Raw genomic sequence first — 16,430 nt, 5'->3', positions numbered from 1 at the left:
TAAACAACAAAAAGAGTCCCGTAAAAACCAGAAGAGTAGTAACAAAAAGTGATAAAACAACTATTCCCATATTTTCAAATTATAGTTCGACAACAATTAGTATTATTTATGTATCAAAAGAACAAAGTATTTGTCAAGCCACTTTTGACAATATTAGTACTTTATCCTTATAACAAACCCAATGTTCTTTCAAGAGTTTAGCAAAGTGTCTCTTGAAAATTCAATGAAACCAAGTACTCCAGTTTTTATAAGACAACCTTCAGAAAACTAGCTAGAACAGAGAGTAGATTTTCTGACTGATAAAATCCTGAGTCCCTACCGCACAAAACCATTTCTACAGACTCAGGATAGTTAGGGGGTTCTTTAACGAATGTCACTGAAAATGTCAATCTGTTATGGTTGGATACGTTAACTCTACCCAATCACAATACCTACCATATATTTCTCTCTCTAACGTGTATGTCTTTCTATTACTTAATTTATTTGAAGGATAAAGAATAATAGAATTAGAAATTTCTTTCATGGTTCTTTTGTCTAATTTATAAATATTTAGATAATCAAAGTATATCAAGAAATTATCCTTTTCTGAAATATTGAGACATTTAAAATTCGCATCAAATGAAATAGAGTCATGTGCATGAAGTATAATAAGTTTTGGTGTAAATTCAATATAATTTGAATAAGCACCAGAACCAAAAACACCATATTGAATACCAAATGCATCCATAAATTTTTGATGATACTCACATATTATTAAAACATTATCAACACTATTAATATAAATATCAGTTTCTAACTTGTTATGAATTATAAAATCTATGTTTATTATGCTATCCTCAACAAATAAAACAAATTTCCCTATTAAATCTCTGTTTTCAAATGTGTAGTTTTGGGAATTTGCTTTCAAGCAAATTAGTATCATAATGGACAAAATATAATATTTGTATACTTTCATTATTTTTTCCAATGTTCTTTCAAGAGTTTAGCGAAGCGTCTCTTGGAAATTCAATAAGACCAAGTTTTCTAGTTTTTATAAGACAAACTTTAGAAAACTAGCGAGAACCGAGAGTAGAGTTCCTGACTGATAAAATCCTGAGTCCCTATCCCACAAAGCCATTACTACAGACTCAGGATAGTTGGTGGGATAAAAAAATCAAGGAACTATCCTTCCAAATAAGCCTTATAACCCAAAGATTTGAGTTTTTCAGAACGAGCAACCACTTTCTTTTCTTGATCTCTTTTAAACTGCATCATTTTTTCCATCATAGCAGCATCACCAGTTCCTAAAATCTGAACTGCCAGCAAGCCTGCATTTCTAGCTCCATCAATACCCACAGTTGCAACAGGTACACCAGGAGGCATCATCACTGTTGAATAGAGGGAATCTTTACCTTGTAATTTTCCACCTGCAATCGGAACTCCAATAACAGGTAATGGTGTATGTGCTGCCAGTGAACCCGCTAAATGTGCGGCCATTCCAGCAGCTGCTATAATTACTTTTATTCCATTAATGTGTGCATTTTTTGAGAATTCCAATGCTTGATGGGGTGTGCGATGTGCTGAAATTACATCAATATAATAGGGAATATCAAATTCTTCCATCACTTTTGCCGATTCCTGCATGACTTTTAAATCAGAATCGGAACCCATAATAATTGCTACTAACGCTTTTTCCATTTCTTATCTAATCAATATTTTCGAATTATATTTTAAACCTTTCTTTTCATCTATTAATTGAATCAGGTAAAATCCTTCAGCAACTGAAGAAATATCAACCTGACTATTTCCACTTACATCTGAAACATATACTTCCTTACCACTGATATCAAATAAATGAAATGTGTACGAGGACTGCTCCAATCCTTTTATATGAATAAACTGATCAGCTGGATTTGGATAATAACTTAAATCCAAATACTGCTTTTCCTTAATTGAAACCGGCCTTTCCAATTTGTCAGAGATGACTGGACGTATCATCAATGCTCCTTTAGCTGAAGAAGAACTCCATTTACTATTAGCATAATAAAACAGGTTGGAATTTTTTTGAATCGGGCTTGAATCTCCTAAGATTTGATAGTAATTCATGTCCAAACCAACATTCATATAAAACTCGCTATTTTGTTCCCATCCAATATAAAACTCGCTGTTAATGCCAATTCCTGTATCAAAATAAAAGAGAACATAACCATTTCCATTTATATAATCCAATCCAGGAACTCGAGTTGAGAACATGATTGGCGTGCTTTCATAATTTCCGTCATTCCAAACAGCTATGTTAAATGCTGCGTTTGCAATTAATTCGTCTGATAAATTGAAATAGATGTAGACTCCTCTTAATGAATCTCCTGCTGGCAGATTTTCCGGAACAGTGAATTTGTAAGCAACCATACCATACTTGCCGGGATATACACCATATCCAAATTCAGGCACACCATCATCATAAGCATAGTAATTATAAAAGCCCTGGATACCTTTCGTTTCATCGTTGATTTTCCAATCATCAATTAAATTACTACTCAATGTTGTTTCCAGTTCAACCGTATCAGCTGAAACTATCTTATTCAATTGCAAATCATCACGAACAGTAAAAACCAAGGGCATGGTAGTATCAGATCCATAAATAGTTTTATCATCAGCACCTGTTAGTAGGATATCGCCATCCACCAAATCAATTATTTGACATCTGGCAATAAGATTTAAAGGTGTTTTATTCAATTTTCTGGCACTAATTTCTAATTTATTTCGCAAATAGGTTTTATCATTATTAAAATGATCGAATGGCATGGATACATAATTCTGCAGCAAAGAAATAGGTTTTTCAAAAATGGCCATATCTTTAAAATATGTATCATCCCATGATCGGCCTTTATCCAAATACACATAATCAAGATGCCATAAATCCATATTGCCAGCTAAGTTCCCATAGTTAACAAATCGGAACTGAAAACCATTGTGAAAAATATTACCAATTGGATCAGCTGACAAATTTGTATCGTATACATATTGCTTAATTGGCAATATTACTTGCTCAAATAATTTTACTTTTGATCCTGCAGCACTCCAAATCCAAACCCATTTATCTTTTTCCCACACACTACCATTCCACACACTATCGGCTTTGAACTCCAATACCAAAGAATCATACTCTTCGGGTGCTTCGCCTAAACCAGCTGGTTGGTAAAAGAAACTTAAATACAAGGAATCATCTTTCTGATTGTATTTGGATAAATCAATGCATACAGAGGTGAGTTTATCAGCTCTCTTCCCTTTTGAGTTTACAACACCAGGGTTATAAGGTATTCCAAGAGAATCTAAGCCATCAAAACTTGCTGTATTCACACTGATAGGTCGAAAAGCTAAACTATTATTTATAAACACATAGTTATCAACCCAAAAAGTATCTTTTGGATATGGACTATCTCCAGTAAAATCATCCCAAAAAGGGTATTTATCTAAATCGAAAGTATCAGCAAGGGCACGATAGGTTTTAAAGGGAATTTTATTCTCAATCAACTTTTTATTTGATGCAAGTGGTTTTATCAGCTCTTGAGCTATAGATAGCTGACCAAAAATCAGAATAAAAAAAAGGATTGAATATTTTTTGATATTAATTTCCATCATTAATTGTTGCTTCATTTTTAAACGTACTGTCTATTTCATTCAAAGGAATCCTTTCAATATTCATTTTCTCAAAATTGTCAGGATGAGTTATCCAAACATCCACAGATTCTCCTCTGGGTATCCTAACGTCAGAAGGCATTGGATATTGCTTGTAAACAATAGCCTCTAATGTATCTGTTACAGTCTCATCTGGAATAGGACCTCCAATATTTAACTGGGATGCAATCATGGCAAATTGTACTTCACTAAAAGCTAAACCAATAACGTAAGGGACCTTCACTTTACCAGAATTTAATCCAGCTCCCAAAACCAAATCAATTTTTGAATCCTTACTTATCATTGATCCTTTGGTCAATATCCGTCCATCTTTTTTTACTTTCAATATTGCATTAAGAGCAATATCAGGTTCATAATCCAATTCTCCAACTCGTAATCCCAAACTCTTCAACATGCGAATAGCATTTTCAAGTTGCACATCAATTAAATCGGGCAGTTTAACTTTTGGAGGATCGTCTGAACTTATTGTCAAATATACTTTCCTGTTTCGTTTAACTTTTGATAATGCTTTGGGATCCTGCTCCACAACTGTAAAAAATGGCACGTCTGGAACATAAACGGATCTGTAAATTTCAAATCTTAAATCCTTTTCCTTGCAAATTTGTTCAACTTCATCGACTGTATAAGAAGTAAAGTCGGGTAAGGTTAATGACTCTCCATGATGTGTAAACTTATTCAAGGCAATAATTCCAGCAACTGCAAGGATTATAATCGCGACTAAAAGAATACTTACATTCAGGATGAATACCTTACTGATTAAAAATCGAATGAATTTCACTTTCCTTATTTTAGTAGGTTGGTGGCATTAAAGATACATGCAAAGTTAGTTAACTAATTCCTTTTAATTTGAGCTGTTTGGCAAAAATTTAGTATATTTGATAAGAGTCAAACTTGTTTTGTCGCATTTTAAATAATCTACGAATATGGACAATTCCTCGATTCAAAAATTACATGAAGATCATGTAGCATGGTTATCTGAGATAAAATTTTATATAGCTGAAATTAAGTTTTTAAAAAGCCTTATTCCAGTCAGTCAATCTGAATTATCGCCCGACAAAAATGACAAAACCATTAAATACCTTAATCACCTGGATCATAATCTTCGATTTCTTATCGATACCAAAGAAACAATAAACACGCATGAAATGTTTATGAAAGATTCCTTTCCAAAAGATGAATTAGCTGTTTATGATGAGAATGAGTTTTCAAGTCAGCATGAATATGTTGACCATGAAAAAACAAAAAAACACATGAAGGAATTCCGAAAAAGGTATAATAAACTGAAGTCAAAAATCTTCAAAATCACCGAAGCCGGGAAAAATTGAAACAATTTGCCTATTGATTTTTATACTGTTCTACTTCCTCTATTTTAAATATTAATTCAACATTAGCCATTTTGAACATTTCCTCTGACTCACTTCCTGCATGATACTTTTTTTCACAAACAACTCGAGTAATTCCACAGTTGATAATTAGCATGGCGCAAGTTCTACAAGGTGTCATTTTACAATACAATGTGGCATCCTTAATTGAAATCCCCAGTTTAGCTGCCTGAGTAATTGCATTTTGCTCAGCATGTACAGTTCTTACACAATGTTGCGTTATATGTCCATCTTCATGAACAACTTTTTTCATTTGATGCCCTACATCATCGCAATGAGGAAGCCCCATTGGAGAACCTACATAACCCGTTACCAGAATCTGTTTATTTCTGACAATTACACAACCACTTCGCCCTCTGTTACAGGTTGCCCGTGTTGCCACGGTTTGAGAAATGCCTAAAAAATAGTCGTCCCAGGAAGGACGTAAATAATTATCTTGATTATCCATTATATTATTTCTTCTAAAATCTTCTTTAATTGCAGATACAATCCATTCAAATCGCCATTATTCATTAATTGATAATCTGCATTTTCAATGCATACTGATAAATTCTGTTTATTAGGATCGGATGAAATCATTTCTCTTTTCTCATTGCTTAAAAACTCTTCAAAAGAAATATTATCGGTTTCCGATTGCCGCTGATGAATTCTCTCATACCGAATAATTGGATCAGCATCTACAGCTAATAGACTAAAATTTGATTTTGTTCTTAACAATTCAATTTCTCCAAGTGTTCTGATACTTTCAATTACACAGTTTTCTCCACATGTTGCTGCTTGATTATACAGTTGCTCAATAATATAAGCTGGAGAATATTTTGCTCTTAATTCGTTTGCAATCAGAACCATATTATCCCTGTTGATCGTCAATCCTCTACGCTCAATTTCATTTGTCAGAAATGATCTGACAGAAAAATGTTTGAAATTCAATTCATTCAGCAGATAATCGACAATTGTTCCTTTTCCAGCACCTATGGTTCCTGTTATTCCTATAATTATCATGTTTTCAATGAAATCCTTATTGAGATATAATAACAAAGATATGCATTCACATTCGCAGGATAATCCACAATTTTTGACCTTTTATGAACATGACAATTATCATTCATATATTTTAATCCCTTATTATTTTAATATGTATATTTGAGCATCAAAAACTAAATTAAAAACAATGAAATCAAAGATTATGAGAGGTTTATTAATGGTTTGTGCCCTTTTTGTTATTAGCAATACGTTTGCTCAAGACAAAATTTCTCCCTACTACAAAATAGGCGACATAAAAGGCTCGATATCAACAGTATCTGCCACAGTTGTTTCTGCACTTCAATCAAAAGATTTTACTATTTATGGAAAATATCATCCTGCTGCAAATGCCGATTATTATGTAATTGCATTCAGCCGGAAAGACCTCTACAATGTAGCAATAAACATTAAAGACAGGGGATTGCTTGGAGCTATGCTAAAAGTTAGTCTTATTCATAAGGATGGTTCGGTTGAAGTTAGTTTACTCAATCCAGATTATATGTTTAATGCTTATTATAGAGAAAATTACTCCTCTTATTCTAGTAAATTAAACATCATTACTGATGATGTCAAAACTGCATTAAAATCTGTTGGAACTGATTTCACTGCCTTTGGTGGTCAAAAAAGTGCCAGCGATCTTCATAAATACCATTACATGATGGGTATGCCTTATTTTACCGATCCTGTTGAATTAGCCACCTTTAATTCTTTTAATGAAGGCTTGGAAATTATTAAGAAAAACTTGCAAAATAAAGTAGGCAACACAGCGAAAGTATATACGCTTACCTTCCCAAAACAAGAAGTTGCTGTGTTTGGCATTGCATTAAATGACAAAAATACGGGAGAGGCTCATTTTCTTCCAATTATTGGCGAAAAGCATATTGCTTGCATGCCTTATGAAATTATATTAGAAGGAAGCAAAGCTACCATGTTGCATGGACGATATAGAATAGCTCTTTATTGGCCTGAATTAACCATGGGAACATTTACTAAAATCATGTCGACTCCAGGTGATGTTGAAAATGCATTCAAGAAAGTAGTCGGTAAATAAATCTTACACTGAATTCCGAAAAAAGCCTGATCATATTACGATTGGGCTTTTTTTATAAACATTCTGTGTGTTTATTCTTTCTGAATTAAATCACTATCGAATTAATTTTGAGCCAAATAAATAATCATCCCATGAAGAAATTGATTGGAATAATATACGGAGGTAAATCAACTGAACATGAAATCTCCATCATTTCAGCCACCAATGTCTATAAAAATTTAGATAAGGATACTTTTGATTGTGTACTTCTATATATTAGCAAAGATGGAGGATGGTATATTTCTACTCCTGATGAACTTATGAATGGTAGGCTCGAATTTGAAGATTCAAAACTATTATCTTTAAAAATGAGCCCTGATTCATTTTGCTTCATAAATGCAGAAAATTGCATTAAGCCTGATGTGCTATTTCCCGTTTTGCACGGACCAAACGGAGAAGATGGCAGTGTACAAGGTTTATTTGAAGTTGCAGGAATTCCATATGTTGGGACAGGCATTGCAGGAAGTTCAATAGCCATGGATAAAGAAATTGCAAAAAGGTTGTTAATAGAAGCAGGAATTCCAGTTGCTAACTATTTTTCGCTCCAGAAATGGCAAGATGAATTCGACTTGAGGCCAATAATTAAGAAACTTGGCTTCCCAATGGTTGTCAAACCATGCAGTGCTGGATCTTCAGTTGGGCTAAGCAAGGTAAACACTGATGAAGAATTAATTGATGCTATTGAATTAGCTTTTGAATACGATGAGAAAATCCTATTAGAAGAATATATTGAAGGTCGCGAAATTGAAGTAGCAGTGATGGGTAATCACAATCCAATCAGTTCAACTCCAGGAGAAATTGTAACCGCTTTTTACGACTATAAGGAAAAATATTCCAAGGATAGTAAAACCAGATTGGATGCTCCGGCAGTAATTGATGCACAACTAGCTGAAGAAGTTAAAGAATTAGCAATTGATGCATTTCTTGCGCTGAACTGTGAAGGAATGAGCCGGGTTGATTTCTTTTTAACGGAGGAAGGTTTTTTACTCAATGAAATTAATACAATTCCTGGTTTTACAAACATCAGTATGTATCCTAAATTATTTGAAATAAGCGGTATTTCTCAAAAAGAATTGATCAGTAGATTAATTGAATTTGCATTAGATCGATGGAAGAATAAAGCGGAATTAAAAACCTATTACACAGAATAAAACAATAACATCAAGGTGCTAACCTACTGATTTTCCACTTTTTATCTATTTGCAATTCGTATTGATAGCGATCATGTAACCTGTGTTCACCTCCTTGCCAAAACTCATAGTAATGAGGAACTACTATTAAACCACCCCAAAACTTAGGTCTTGGTATTTGACCATTTGCAGCTTTGCTTTCAATATCAGCAAATTTCTCAATCAAAGCTCGTTTACTTTCAATTACTTCACTTTGTGGACTCGCCCATGCACCAATTTGACTTTCTCGCGGACGCGAAGCAAAATAGGCATCCGCTTCTGAATCTGAAATCTTATTAATGATACCATTTATTCTAACCTGACGTTCTAATAATGGCCAGAAAAAATTCAAAGCCACTTTGTTGTTGTGACCAATTTGCTTACTTTTTTGGCTATTATAATTTGTATAGAAAGTAAATCCTCTCTCATCAATCCCTCTCAATAATACAACTCTAGATGATGGCTCTCCTTTATCATTCACAGTTGACAAAGTCATGGCATTTGCTTCCAGAATTTGTTTGTTAGCAGCTTCGTTTAGCCAGGCAGCAAACATGGCTAAAGGATCTTGTAAAATGTGCTGATCTGATAAACTACCTGATTTAAACTCTCTTCGACTATTAGTATGGTCCTCATTCATTACCCAAAAATACAAAATTGAAAAACTTTATTGGTCATTAATAAATCATGAAATCGATTTTAGATTATGCAAAGAACATTTTGCCAATAAATGAAATGAATTTTTGTGATCGTCAGTCTTAATTAAAACCTATTTTAATAATTAACTGGATTATCTTTTCAAATTAAGGTTTACGGAATAATAGTTGCCACAAAATAGGAATTTAAATTTTACATTCCTTCTATATAATTTATTATATTCGCTTTTCTTCAGGTGAAGCATAAAAACCTGAGATACATTATTTAAGATAACAATTGAACCATGAATAACAAACAATATATCCTTATCCTGATTATCTTTAGCATATTCAGCATTAAGGCAAATGCCCAAACACAACCAATAAATCCTGGCAATGAAATAATTAAATATTATGAGCATAGCAATATTCCTGCATATTACAAGTTTTCAGGAAACACAAATATTACAGAAGATCAATTCATCAGTTGGATTGATAGCAAATATCAGCTCAATTCAAATATCAGCTTTCAATTAGAAAAAACAGAAATTGATCAGCTTGGATTAACTAAAAACCAATACATTCAAAATTACAATCATATTCCAATTGAGAATAGTCGGTATTCAACTTTGGCTCGAAACGGCCAAATAATTTCTGTATTTGGACTTGCATTTGATGAAATTAAAATCAGCAATGTTGTGATATTATCAGAGCAAAATGCTTTGGATTATGCACTGAACTTAATTGATGCAAATACTTTTATGTGGGAATTAGCTGGAGAAGAAAAAGTACTTCAGGAATTTGAAGAAAATCCTCAAGCAACATATTATCCAAAAGGAGAATTAGTATTGGTTAATCCAGAAGGTAGTTTTAAATCAAATCATGTTCGATATGCGTGGAAATTTAACATTTATGCACACGAGCCTCTTTCCAGAGCATGGTATTATGTAGATGCCCAAACCGGCAAAATTTTATTGGTTAACTCCATCCTTCATAATAGTGATGTTCCGGCAACTGCTATCACAAAATTTAGTGGAAGCAAACAAATTACAACCGATAGTACTGGCCCTGGATCTTACCGATTACGTGAAGTAGGCAGAGGAAAAGGAATTGAGACCTATAATCTACAAACCGGAACCAGCTATGCAAGCGCTGTAGACTTTGAGGATACTGATAATTATTGGAATAATGTTAATACACAAAAAGATGAAATAGCAACCGATGCGCATTGGGGAACTGAAATGACCTATGATTATTTTTTGAACAAACACAATAGAAATAGTATTGATAATGATGGTTTCAAATTAAGAAGCTATTTGCATTATAGCACAAATTACTCAAATGCCTTTTGGAATGGTCAATGGATGACTTATGGAGATGGCAATGCCTCTTCAGAACCTTTTGTTGCATTAGATATTATTGGACATGAAATATCACATGGCTTAACAACCAATACAGCAGATTTAATTTATGCACTTGAATCTGGTGCACTCAACGAAGGATTCAGTGATATTTTTGGAAATATGATTGAACGCTTTGCTAAGCCAACTGCTTACAGCTGGGAAATGGGTGAAGATATTGGCTATGTTCTCAGAGACATGTCAAATCCAAATAGTAAAGGAGATCCTGACACCTACGAAGGACTTTATTGGGTAGACACTAAATCTTGTGTCCCTACTCAAGTAAATGATAATTGTGGAGTACATACCAATAGCTCGGTGTTGAACTATTGGTTCTATCTTTTAGTCGAAGGAGGAAGTGGAACAAACGATCATAATAATACATATCAGGTTAGTAATATCGGAAGCGATAAAGCCTCGGCAATTGCATTCAGATGTTTAACAATTTATTTATCAGAATCATCCGATTATATGGATGCCCGTTTTTATTCTGCTCGTGCAGCAGCCGATCTGTATGGAGAATGTTCTTCTGAAGTGGAAGCCGTATTAGATGCATGGTATGCAGTTGGCGTGGGTGGCATAAATCGAAGCGTAAATTTTGAAGCATCAACTACTGCAAGTTGCACCTATCCCTTTACAGTTGAATTCAAAAACCTGTCCGATGCATACAGTTCTTTTCTTTGGGATTTTGGAGATGGAGATACAAGTAGTAGTTATGATCCAATTCACACATTTAATTCAGTTGGCACTTATGATATAAAACTGGTGGCACAAAGTATTTGTGGAAATGACTCTATAGTCAAAACCGGATTAATTGTCGTTGACACCAATATGCCTTGTATTTTTACTATGCCAACAACAGGTAGCCCTCAAACAGTTAATTTATGTAAAGGTAAACTCTTCGATGATGGAGGAAGTCAAAATTACACTGGTAATCAGGACATCTTATTCACCATTTCACCAATAGGCGCAGCCAGCATCACCCTCGATTTTATTTCATTTGCTTTTGAAGGTGATTGCGATTGCGATTGGTTATACATTTACGATGGAGATGATATTACAAGCCCGTTGATAGGGAAATACTCTGGCTTTGATTTGCCTAATGGAGGATCCATTAGCTCTACTGGTGGCTCTATTACAATTAGGCAATATACAGATCCTTTGCAAACTTATTCTGGTTTTGAGCTTAATTGGTACTGTTCAGCCCCAAACATGCCACCAGATGTTGATTTCAAAGTAAATGTTCCAAATGCATGCAATGGTCTCGCACATTTCAAATCAATAACGGCCAATGGACCAACAAGTTGGACATGGGATTTTGGTGATGGCAAAACATCCAGCTCTGAAAATCCAGTTCATGAATATCAGGAAAGTGGCTTATATGCTGTAAAATTAATTTGTTCAAATGATATTGGAACCGATTCTTTAACTAAAACTAATTTTGTGTTAATCGATCGACCAAACTTACCTTCTGTTTCGGATTTTGAGTCATGTGGGGAAACAGATGTTACTTTAATTGCAAGTGGAAGTGGTAAAATTAAATGGTTTGATCATCCTCAAGCTGATATGCCAATTCATATAGGAGATAGTTTAGACTTAGGTAATGTTACATCTTCAATTTCCTATTATGCTGTAAATGATTTCAGTAAAGAATCGGTTTATGGTGGTCCTGAAGATATTAGTATTGGAACTGGAAGATATTTTACCGGAGATCAGGGATTGATTTTTGACGTTTTCAAACCAGCCATTTTGAAAAGTGTTAAAGTTTTTGCTAGTGGAGAAGCTGATCGAACTATAATTCTGAAAGATGAAAATGGCACAATTATCCATCAAAAAGTTCTATCAATTCCAGATGGTGAAAGTCGCATAACTTTAGATTTTGAATTAGCTGTAGGATCTAATTTCAGACTGGGTTCAAACGCTGGATCTAATTTATATAGAAATAATAGCGGTACTGATTACCCTTATGAATTAGATAGTATATTGACTATTACTGGCAGCTCTGCCAGTCAAGCTGGATTTTACTATTTTTATTACGATTGGGAAGTAAGTGAGCCTGCTTGTTTCAGTGGTAAAAAAGAAGTAAATATTTGGATTGATGACAACCCTCAGGCTGTATTTACTTATACAAAAAATCTAACGTCTGTAGATTTCAAGAACAATTCAGCACACGCTAGAAAATATAGATGGGATTTTGGTGATGGAAACAGTTCAGAAATGGAAAACCCTACGCACACTTATAGTAGTAATGGTTCGTATACGGTCAAACTTGTCATTAGCAATAGCTGCGGATCAGATTCAGTCTACCAAACAATAGGAATTAATACATCTCTAAAAGATGCAGCTGAATCGATAGGATTTAGAGTGTATCCAATACCAGCAGATCAGATTTTAACTATTGAAATAAATAAACCATCTAGTACAAAATACACAATAAATATTTTATCAGCTGTTGGGCAAATTGTTTATACAGATGTTTTTTCAGATTATCCTTATATGTCAAAAAAGGTATATGTAAATCAGTTTGCAAAAGGTATGTATTTTGTACAGCTACAAAGTGCTGATGAAATTATTACCAAACAGATAATTATTAAATAAATAATCTATTTCACGAAAAATGAAATCTTTTACCAAAACATACTATTTTAATTCCAAATTAGAAAACGTATTCAAAGCACTTACCGATCAGGATATTATTGAAGATTGGAGTGGCAGCATGGCAGAAATGAACCCTGTAGAAGGGGGACGTTTCTCGATGTGGAATGATACGATAAACGGTCGTTACGTCATTGTTAAACCTGATCAAATCATTCAAGAATGGAAGGAAGAAACTTGGGAGAAATACTCCTTTGTAACAATCAAGCTGAGAGAAGTTGCAGGCCATACAGAATTGGTTTTAACTCATGAAAAAATCCCTTCCACCTCTTTTATTACAATAAAAGAAGGTTGGGAAGATCACTTTATGGGGCCAATGAAAGAATATGTTGAGGAAGAAATGGATTAAACTGAGTACCTAAAGTGCACAAAAGTTCTAAGTACCTAGAGTTTAAGGATTAATTAAAATTCTTTTCTTTTTTCAGGCTTTCGTAAGCTTCATTTACTTTCTGAAATTTTTCTTTGGCAGCTTTTTGAAATTCTTCACCTAAATGTGCAACTTTGTCAGGGTGAAATTTGACAGCCATTTTTCGATATGCTTTTTTAATTTCTTCGGCTGATGCCTTTTCATCCACTTCCAGAATTTTGTATGAACTATTTATATCCTTGTAAAACATAGCTTGTACAGAATCGAAATCAATTTGATTGATACCCAAGCCTTTCCCTATTTGTTGAATTACTTTTCTTTCTTTTTGATCAACCCACTGATCAGCCTTGGCAATTCCAAATAAGTAATGCAGCAGCTGAACTCTCGAAGAATAATCCATATAGTGCCTGATTTGGCTGCAAACTTCATCAGTACTGAATTCCTGAATTAGAATCTTTCGTAATGTCTGCATGTATTCAAGCGTTTGAGATTCACCAAACTGCTTTTTGAAAAAAGATTTTACAAATTCCAATTCAGACTTTAAAATCCGTCCATCAGCTTTCATTACGGCAGCAGAAAGAACAAGCAGAGAAGCCGCAAAATCGCCAGGACGTGTTTGAGAATCGCCTTTATCATCCTGCTGAATTTTCATACCATCAACTGCACTACCTAGTGCAAAGCCAATTAAGCCGCCAATTACACCACCAAGTGCCCAGCCAACACCACCTCCAATCCATTTTGCATATTTTGCCATTGATTTCTTTTATATATTTCTAATAGGATTTTACTTATTCAAAAATCAGACAAATTGTTTCTTTGAGAATATTTTGGCAGTCCAAAATTATGAACCTGACATATAAACTAATAGCAATATTGCTCTATTACACCTGCAGCTTTTTCATCTCCTTTGTCCTTTGCTATCTCCAATAATCGACATGCTTCCACTGAATTCCCTTTTAGTAAATAGTTAATGCCTTTATTGTAATAAGCTTTTGAATTATCAGGATAAAATTTGATAGCTTGATCAAAATCAGCTTCTGCTAAGCTATATTCATTATTCTTACTGTAGATAATTCCTCTTTGATTTAGCGCATCCTCATGGCTTGAATTAAGTTCAATAGCAATTGAAAGATCTTCAATTGAGGATGTATAATCCTCAAGATAATATTTTGCCAATCCTCTATTAAAGTAGATGTTAGGATCATCAACAACATATAAAAGAGCTGCATTAAGTTCACTGATAGCACCTTCAAAATCGCCTTCACCAGCTCTGTTTATTGCTTTATTCAAATAATACTCACCAAAATATTCATAAGAGAAATCCATGACTGTATCTCCAGTACTTAGCTGAATTCGATCTCCCAAGTCAGAAATAATCAGTTTGTTGGAGTCAGCCTTCTGAGCGATTGCTGGTATTGTAAATAGGAAGAGTAGTGTTGCAAGAATCTGTATCTTTTTCATAGGACTTTTTGATATTTAATACCAAAAAGTCCTGTATTGTAAAGATTAGGAAATATGTTACAAAAAAAAAATCTCTTAAAACTTGAAATTATTATTTACCCCAAGCATTCCAAAATACAAATTCACTCTGCTCCTTTCTAACTCGTTCAGTCATTTCCATTTTCTGAAAGTTTTCCGGAAGGTTTTCAAGTTCACCTAAATAGCCTAAGGCAATCACACTGACAGGCTCAAATTGTTCAGGAATATTGAAAATAGTTTGCATTTTATCTTTATCAAAACCGCCCATTTGATGGGTGTAGATGTTTTCTTCCATTGCTTGCATACTCAAATAGGATGCAGCTTGACCAGCATCATATTGATACACATTGTTAGTTGTTCCTGTCTTGGCTGAAATCTTATCAGCTACTATTACGACTAGGACAGGTGCTAACTTTGCCCAAATCTGATTGAATTCTGCCAAAGAATCCATAATTTTATCATATACATCATTTTTCCCTTTCAAACCAACCAGTAAATTCCAAGGCTGATCATTCATGGATGATGGTGCCCAACGTATTGCTTCAAAAATTCGATTGAGTTTATCTTCTTCAATCATACGATCTTCAAACGTGCGAGGACTATATCTTTTTGACATTAGAGGATGAATGGTATATGCTGTTTTTGCTGTTTTATCCATGGTATTTTTTTATTCATTAAAATAAATTCGTTTCACCCTTTGCGAAATACCTGCCAGAATTTCATATGGAATTGTTTGACATTTTTCAGCCATGTGCGAAACAGTTAATTCTTCGTCAAAAAGAATAACCTCATCCCCTACTTTTGCGTCTACTCCTGTCAAATCAATCATGCTCATATCCATGCATATATTGCCAATCGTAGGAACTAATTTGCCATTAACCTTTACAAAAGCATTTCCATTTCCCAATAATCGGGGAAACCCATCAGCATAACCTACACCTATCGTTGCAACTAAAGAATCCCTCTCTAATAAACCACTACGATTATATCCAACAGTAGTTCCCTTTTTCAATTCCCGGATTTGTGAAATAGTCGTTTTAAATGTCGTTACATTATGTAGTTGGGCTTCAATAGATTTACTGGAATCAACTCCATAAAGTCCAATGCCAAGTCGCACCATATCAAATTGTGCCTGAGGAAAATTAATAACTCCTGCACTATTTAAAATATGCTTGTCGCAATTAATTTGCAAACTTTCTTCTAATTGCTGTGATAGAGATTTAAACAATTCTATTTGCTGATTCGATATTTCTATTTCCTCAGAATCTTCAGCTGATGATAAGTGAGAGAATATTGAGCTAACTATAATAGAAGGATTTTCTTTAAGCATAGCAATCAAAGCAGGAATATCTACATTTGAGAATCCCAACCTATGCATTCCGGTATCCAATTTTATATGGATACTAATTCCACTTGAACAAGAAGTTGAGTTACAGGCCTGTATTAAATCTAAAAGCGATTCCAAGCTATATATTTCAGGTTCTAACTGATTCGAAATTATTTTATCAAAGCTTTGCTTATCCGGGTTCATAACCATAATGGGCAATTCAATTCC

Annotated in this window: 16 protein-coding genes; 5 read left to right on the top strand and 11 right to left on the bottom strand. The window is 34.0% G+C overall.

Annotation, left to right across the window (positions count from 1 at the left end):
* Positions 1–385: 385 nt before the first annotated feature.
* From HOG71_07710 to HOG71_07695, 4 genes are all read right to left on the bottom strand, one after another.
* On the bottom strand, positions 386–955 hold the full coding sequence (locus HOG71_07710) for a hypothetical protein (protein ID MBT5990725.1): 570 nt from the start codon (positions 953–955) through the stop codon (positions 386–388).
* Positions 956–1,161: 206 nt separating this feature from the next.
* Positions 1,162–1,677, bottom strand: coding sequence for a 5-(carboxyamino)imidazole ribonucleotide mutase (purE, locus tag HOG71_07705; GenBank protein MBT5990724.1), 516 nt, complete (start codon positions 1,675–1,677; stop codon positions 1,162–1,164).
* Between the two features lie 3 nt (positions 1,678–1,680).
* Positions 1,681–3,636, bottom strand: a complete 1,956-nt coding sequence (locus HOG71_07700; GenBank protein ID MBT5990723.1) for a T9SS type A sorting domain-containing protein — start codon at positions 3,634–3,636, stop codon at positions 1,681–1,683.
* Complete coding sequence (locus HOG71_07695) at positions 3,608–4,456, bottom strand: PASTA domain-containing protein (GenBank protein ID MBT5990722.1); 849 nt, start codon at positions 4,454–4,456, stop codon at positions 3,608–3,610. The genes HOG71_07700 and HOG71_07695 overlap by 29 nt, the downstream gene beginning before the upstream one ends.
* Before the next feature lie 145 nt (positions 4,457–4,601).
* On the opposite strand from HOG71_07695, the gene HOG71_07690 reads away from it, so the two are divergent.
* On the top strand, positions 4,602–5,003 hold the full coding sequence (locus HOG71_07690) for a hypothetical protein (protein MBT5990721.1): 402 nt from the start codon (positions 4,602–4,604) through the stop codon (positions 5,001–5,003).
* A 10-nt stretch (positions 5,004–5,013) separates the two neighbouring features.
* Here HOG71_07690 and HOG71_07685 read toward each other — a convergent pair whose 3' ends face one another.
* Positions 5,014–5,508 (bottom strand): cell division protein DedD, encoded by a 495-nt coding sequence (locus HOG71_07685; GenBank protein ID MBT5990720.1) that lies wholly within the window; start codon positions 5,506–5,508, stop codon positions 5,014–5,016.
* The gene (locus HOG71_07680) at positions 5,508–6,062 is read right to left on the bottom strand and encodes an AAA family ATPase (protein MBT5990719.1); all 555 of its coding nucleotides are present in this window, start codon (positions 6,060–6,062) and stop codon (positions 5,508–5,510) included. The genes HOG71_07685 and HOG71_07680 overlap by 1 nt, the downstream gene beginning before the upstream one ends.
* Positions 6,063–6,231: 169 nt before the next feature.
* Between HOG71_07680 and HOG71_07675 the strand changes: the two genes are divergently transcribed.
* A complete protein-coding gene (locus HOG71_07675; protein MBT5990718.1) occupies positions 6,232–7,134 on the top strand; it encodes a hypothetical protein in 903 nt (300 codons plus the stop codon).
* Positions 7,135–7,265: 131 nt separating this feature from the next.
* A complete protein-coding gene (locus HOG71_07670) occupies positions 7,266–8,324 on the top strand; it encodes a D-alanine--D-alanine ligase (protein MBT5990717.1) in 1,059 nt (352 codons plus the stop codon).
* A 10-nt stretch (positions 8,325–8,334) separates the two neighbouring features.
* Here the strand turns inward: HOG71_07670 and pdxH are convergent, their stop codons facing one another.
* A complete protein-coding gene (gene pdxH / locus HOG71_07665) occupies positions 8,335–8,979 on the bottom strand; it encodes a pyridoxamine 5'-phosphate oxidase (GenBank protein ID MBT5990716.1) in 645 nt (214 codons plus the stop codon).
* A gap of 300 nt (positions 8,980–9,279) precedes the next feature.
* Between pdxH and HOG71_07660 the strand changes: the two genes are divergently transcribed.
* Together HOG71_07660 and HOG71_07655 are read left to right on the top strand one after the other, a co-directional pair.
* On the top strand, positions 9,280–12,972 hold the full coding sequence (locus HOG71_07660; GenBank protein ID MBT5990715.1) for a PKD domain-containing protein: 3,693 nt from the start codon (positions 9,280–9,282) through the stop codon (positions 12,970–12,972).
* 19 nt (positions 12,973–12,991) lie between these two features.
* Positions 12,992–13,378, top strand: a complete 387-nt coding sequence (locus tag HOG71_07655; protein ID MBT5990714.1) for an ATPase — start codon at positions 12,992–12,994, stop codon at positions 13,376–13,378.
* Positions 13,379–13,427: 49 nt separating this feature from the next.
* Here the strand turns inward: HOG71_07655 and HOG71_07650 are convergent, their stop codons facing one another.
* The 4 genes from HOG71_07650 to alr form a co-directional block, all read right to left on the bottom strand.
* Positions 13,428–14,150: a DnaJ domain-containing protein gene (locus tag HOG71_07650; GenBank protein ID MBT5990713.1), complete on the bottom strand. Its 723-nt coding sequence runs from the start codon at positions 14,148–14,150 to the stop codon at positions 13,428–13,430.
* A gap of 107 nt (positions 14,151–14,257) precedes the next feature.
* On the bottom strand, positions 14,258–14,857 hold the full coding sequence (locus HOG71_07645; protein MBT5990712.1) for a tetratricopeptide repeat protein: 600 nt from the start codon (positions 14,855–14,857) through the stop codon (positions 14,258–14,260).
* Positions 14,858–14,948: 91 nt separating this feature from the next.
* Positions 14,949–15,533 (bottom strand): nitroreductase family protein, encoded by a 585-nt coding sequence (locus tag HOG71_07640; protein MBT5990711.1) that lies wholly within the window; start codon positions 15,531–15,533, stop codon positions 14,949–14,951.
* A gap of 9 nt (positions 15,534–15,542) precedes the next feature.
* Positions 15,543–16,430, bottom strand: an 888-nt coding sequence (alr, locus tag HOG71_07635) for an alanine racemase (protein MBT5990710.1), incomplete at its 5' end; no start/stop codon positions are given.

Source organism: Bacteroidota bacterium (assembly GCA_018698135.1).
GTDB lineage: Bacteria > Bacteroidota > Bacteroidia > CAILMK01 > JAAYUY01 > JABINZ01.
The sequence above is the reverse complement of the archived record's forward strand: the minus strand, read 5'-3'. Positions and strand labels throughout refer to the sequence as shown.

Bases quoted from the DNA above. Each gene is read 5' to 3' on its own strand.
- HOG71_07640 (MBT5990711.1), bottom strand. From the start codon at position 15,533: ATGGATAAAACAGCAAAAACAGCATATACCATTCATCCTCTAATGTCA.
- HOG71_07655 (MBT5990714.1), top strand. From the start codon at position 12,992: ATGAAATCTTTTACCAAAACATACTATTTTAATTCCAAATTAGAAAAC.
- pdxH (MBT5990716.1), bottom strand. From the start codon at position 8,979: ATGAATGAGGACCATACTAATAGTCGAAGAGAGTTTAAATCAGGTAGT.
- HOG71_07690 (MBT5990721.1), top strand. From the start codon at position 4,602: ATGGACAATTCCTCGATTCAAAAATTACATGAAGATCATGTAGCATGG.
- HOG71_07685 (MBT5990720.1), bottom strand. From the start codon at position 5,508: ATGGATAATCAAGATAATTATTTACGTCCTTCCTGGGACGACTATTTT.
- HOG71_07650 (MBT5990713.1), bottom strand. From the start codon at position 14,150: ATGGCAAAATATGCAAAATGGATTGGAGGTGGTGTTGGCTGGGCACTT.
- HOG71_07645 (MBT5990712.1), bottom strand. From the start codon at position 14,857: ATGAAAAAGATACAGATTCTTGCAACACTACTCTTCCTATTTACAATA.
- purE (MBT5990724.1), bottom strand. From the start codon at position 1,677: ATGGAAAAAGCGTTAGTAGCAATTATTATGGGTTCCGATTCTGATTTA.
- HOG71_07675 (MBT5990718.1), top strand. From the start codon at position 6,232: ATGAAATCAAAGATTATGAGAGGTTTATTAATGGTTTGTGCCCTTTTT.
- HOG71_07680 (MBT5990719.1), bottom strand. From the start codon at position 6,062: ATGATAATTATAGGAATAACAGGAACCATAGGTGCTGGAAAAGGAACA.
- HOG71_07670 (MBT5990717.1), top strand. From the start codon at position 7,266: ATGAAGAAATTGATTGGAATAATATACGGAGGTAAATCAACTGAACAT.
- HOG71_07710 (MBT5990725.1), bottom strand. From the start codon at position 955: ATGAAAGTATACAAATATTATATTTTGTCCATTATGATACTAATTTGC.
- HOG71_07700 (MBT5990723.1), bottom strand. From the start codon at position 3,636: ATGAAGCAACAATTAATGATGGAAATTAATATCAAAAAATATTCAATC.
- HOG71_07660 (MBT5990715.1), top strand. From the start codon at position 9,280: ATGAATAACAAACAATATATCCTTATCCTGATTATCTTTAGCATATTC.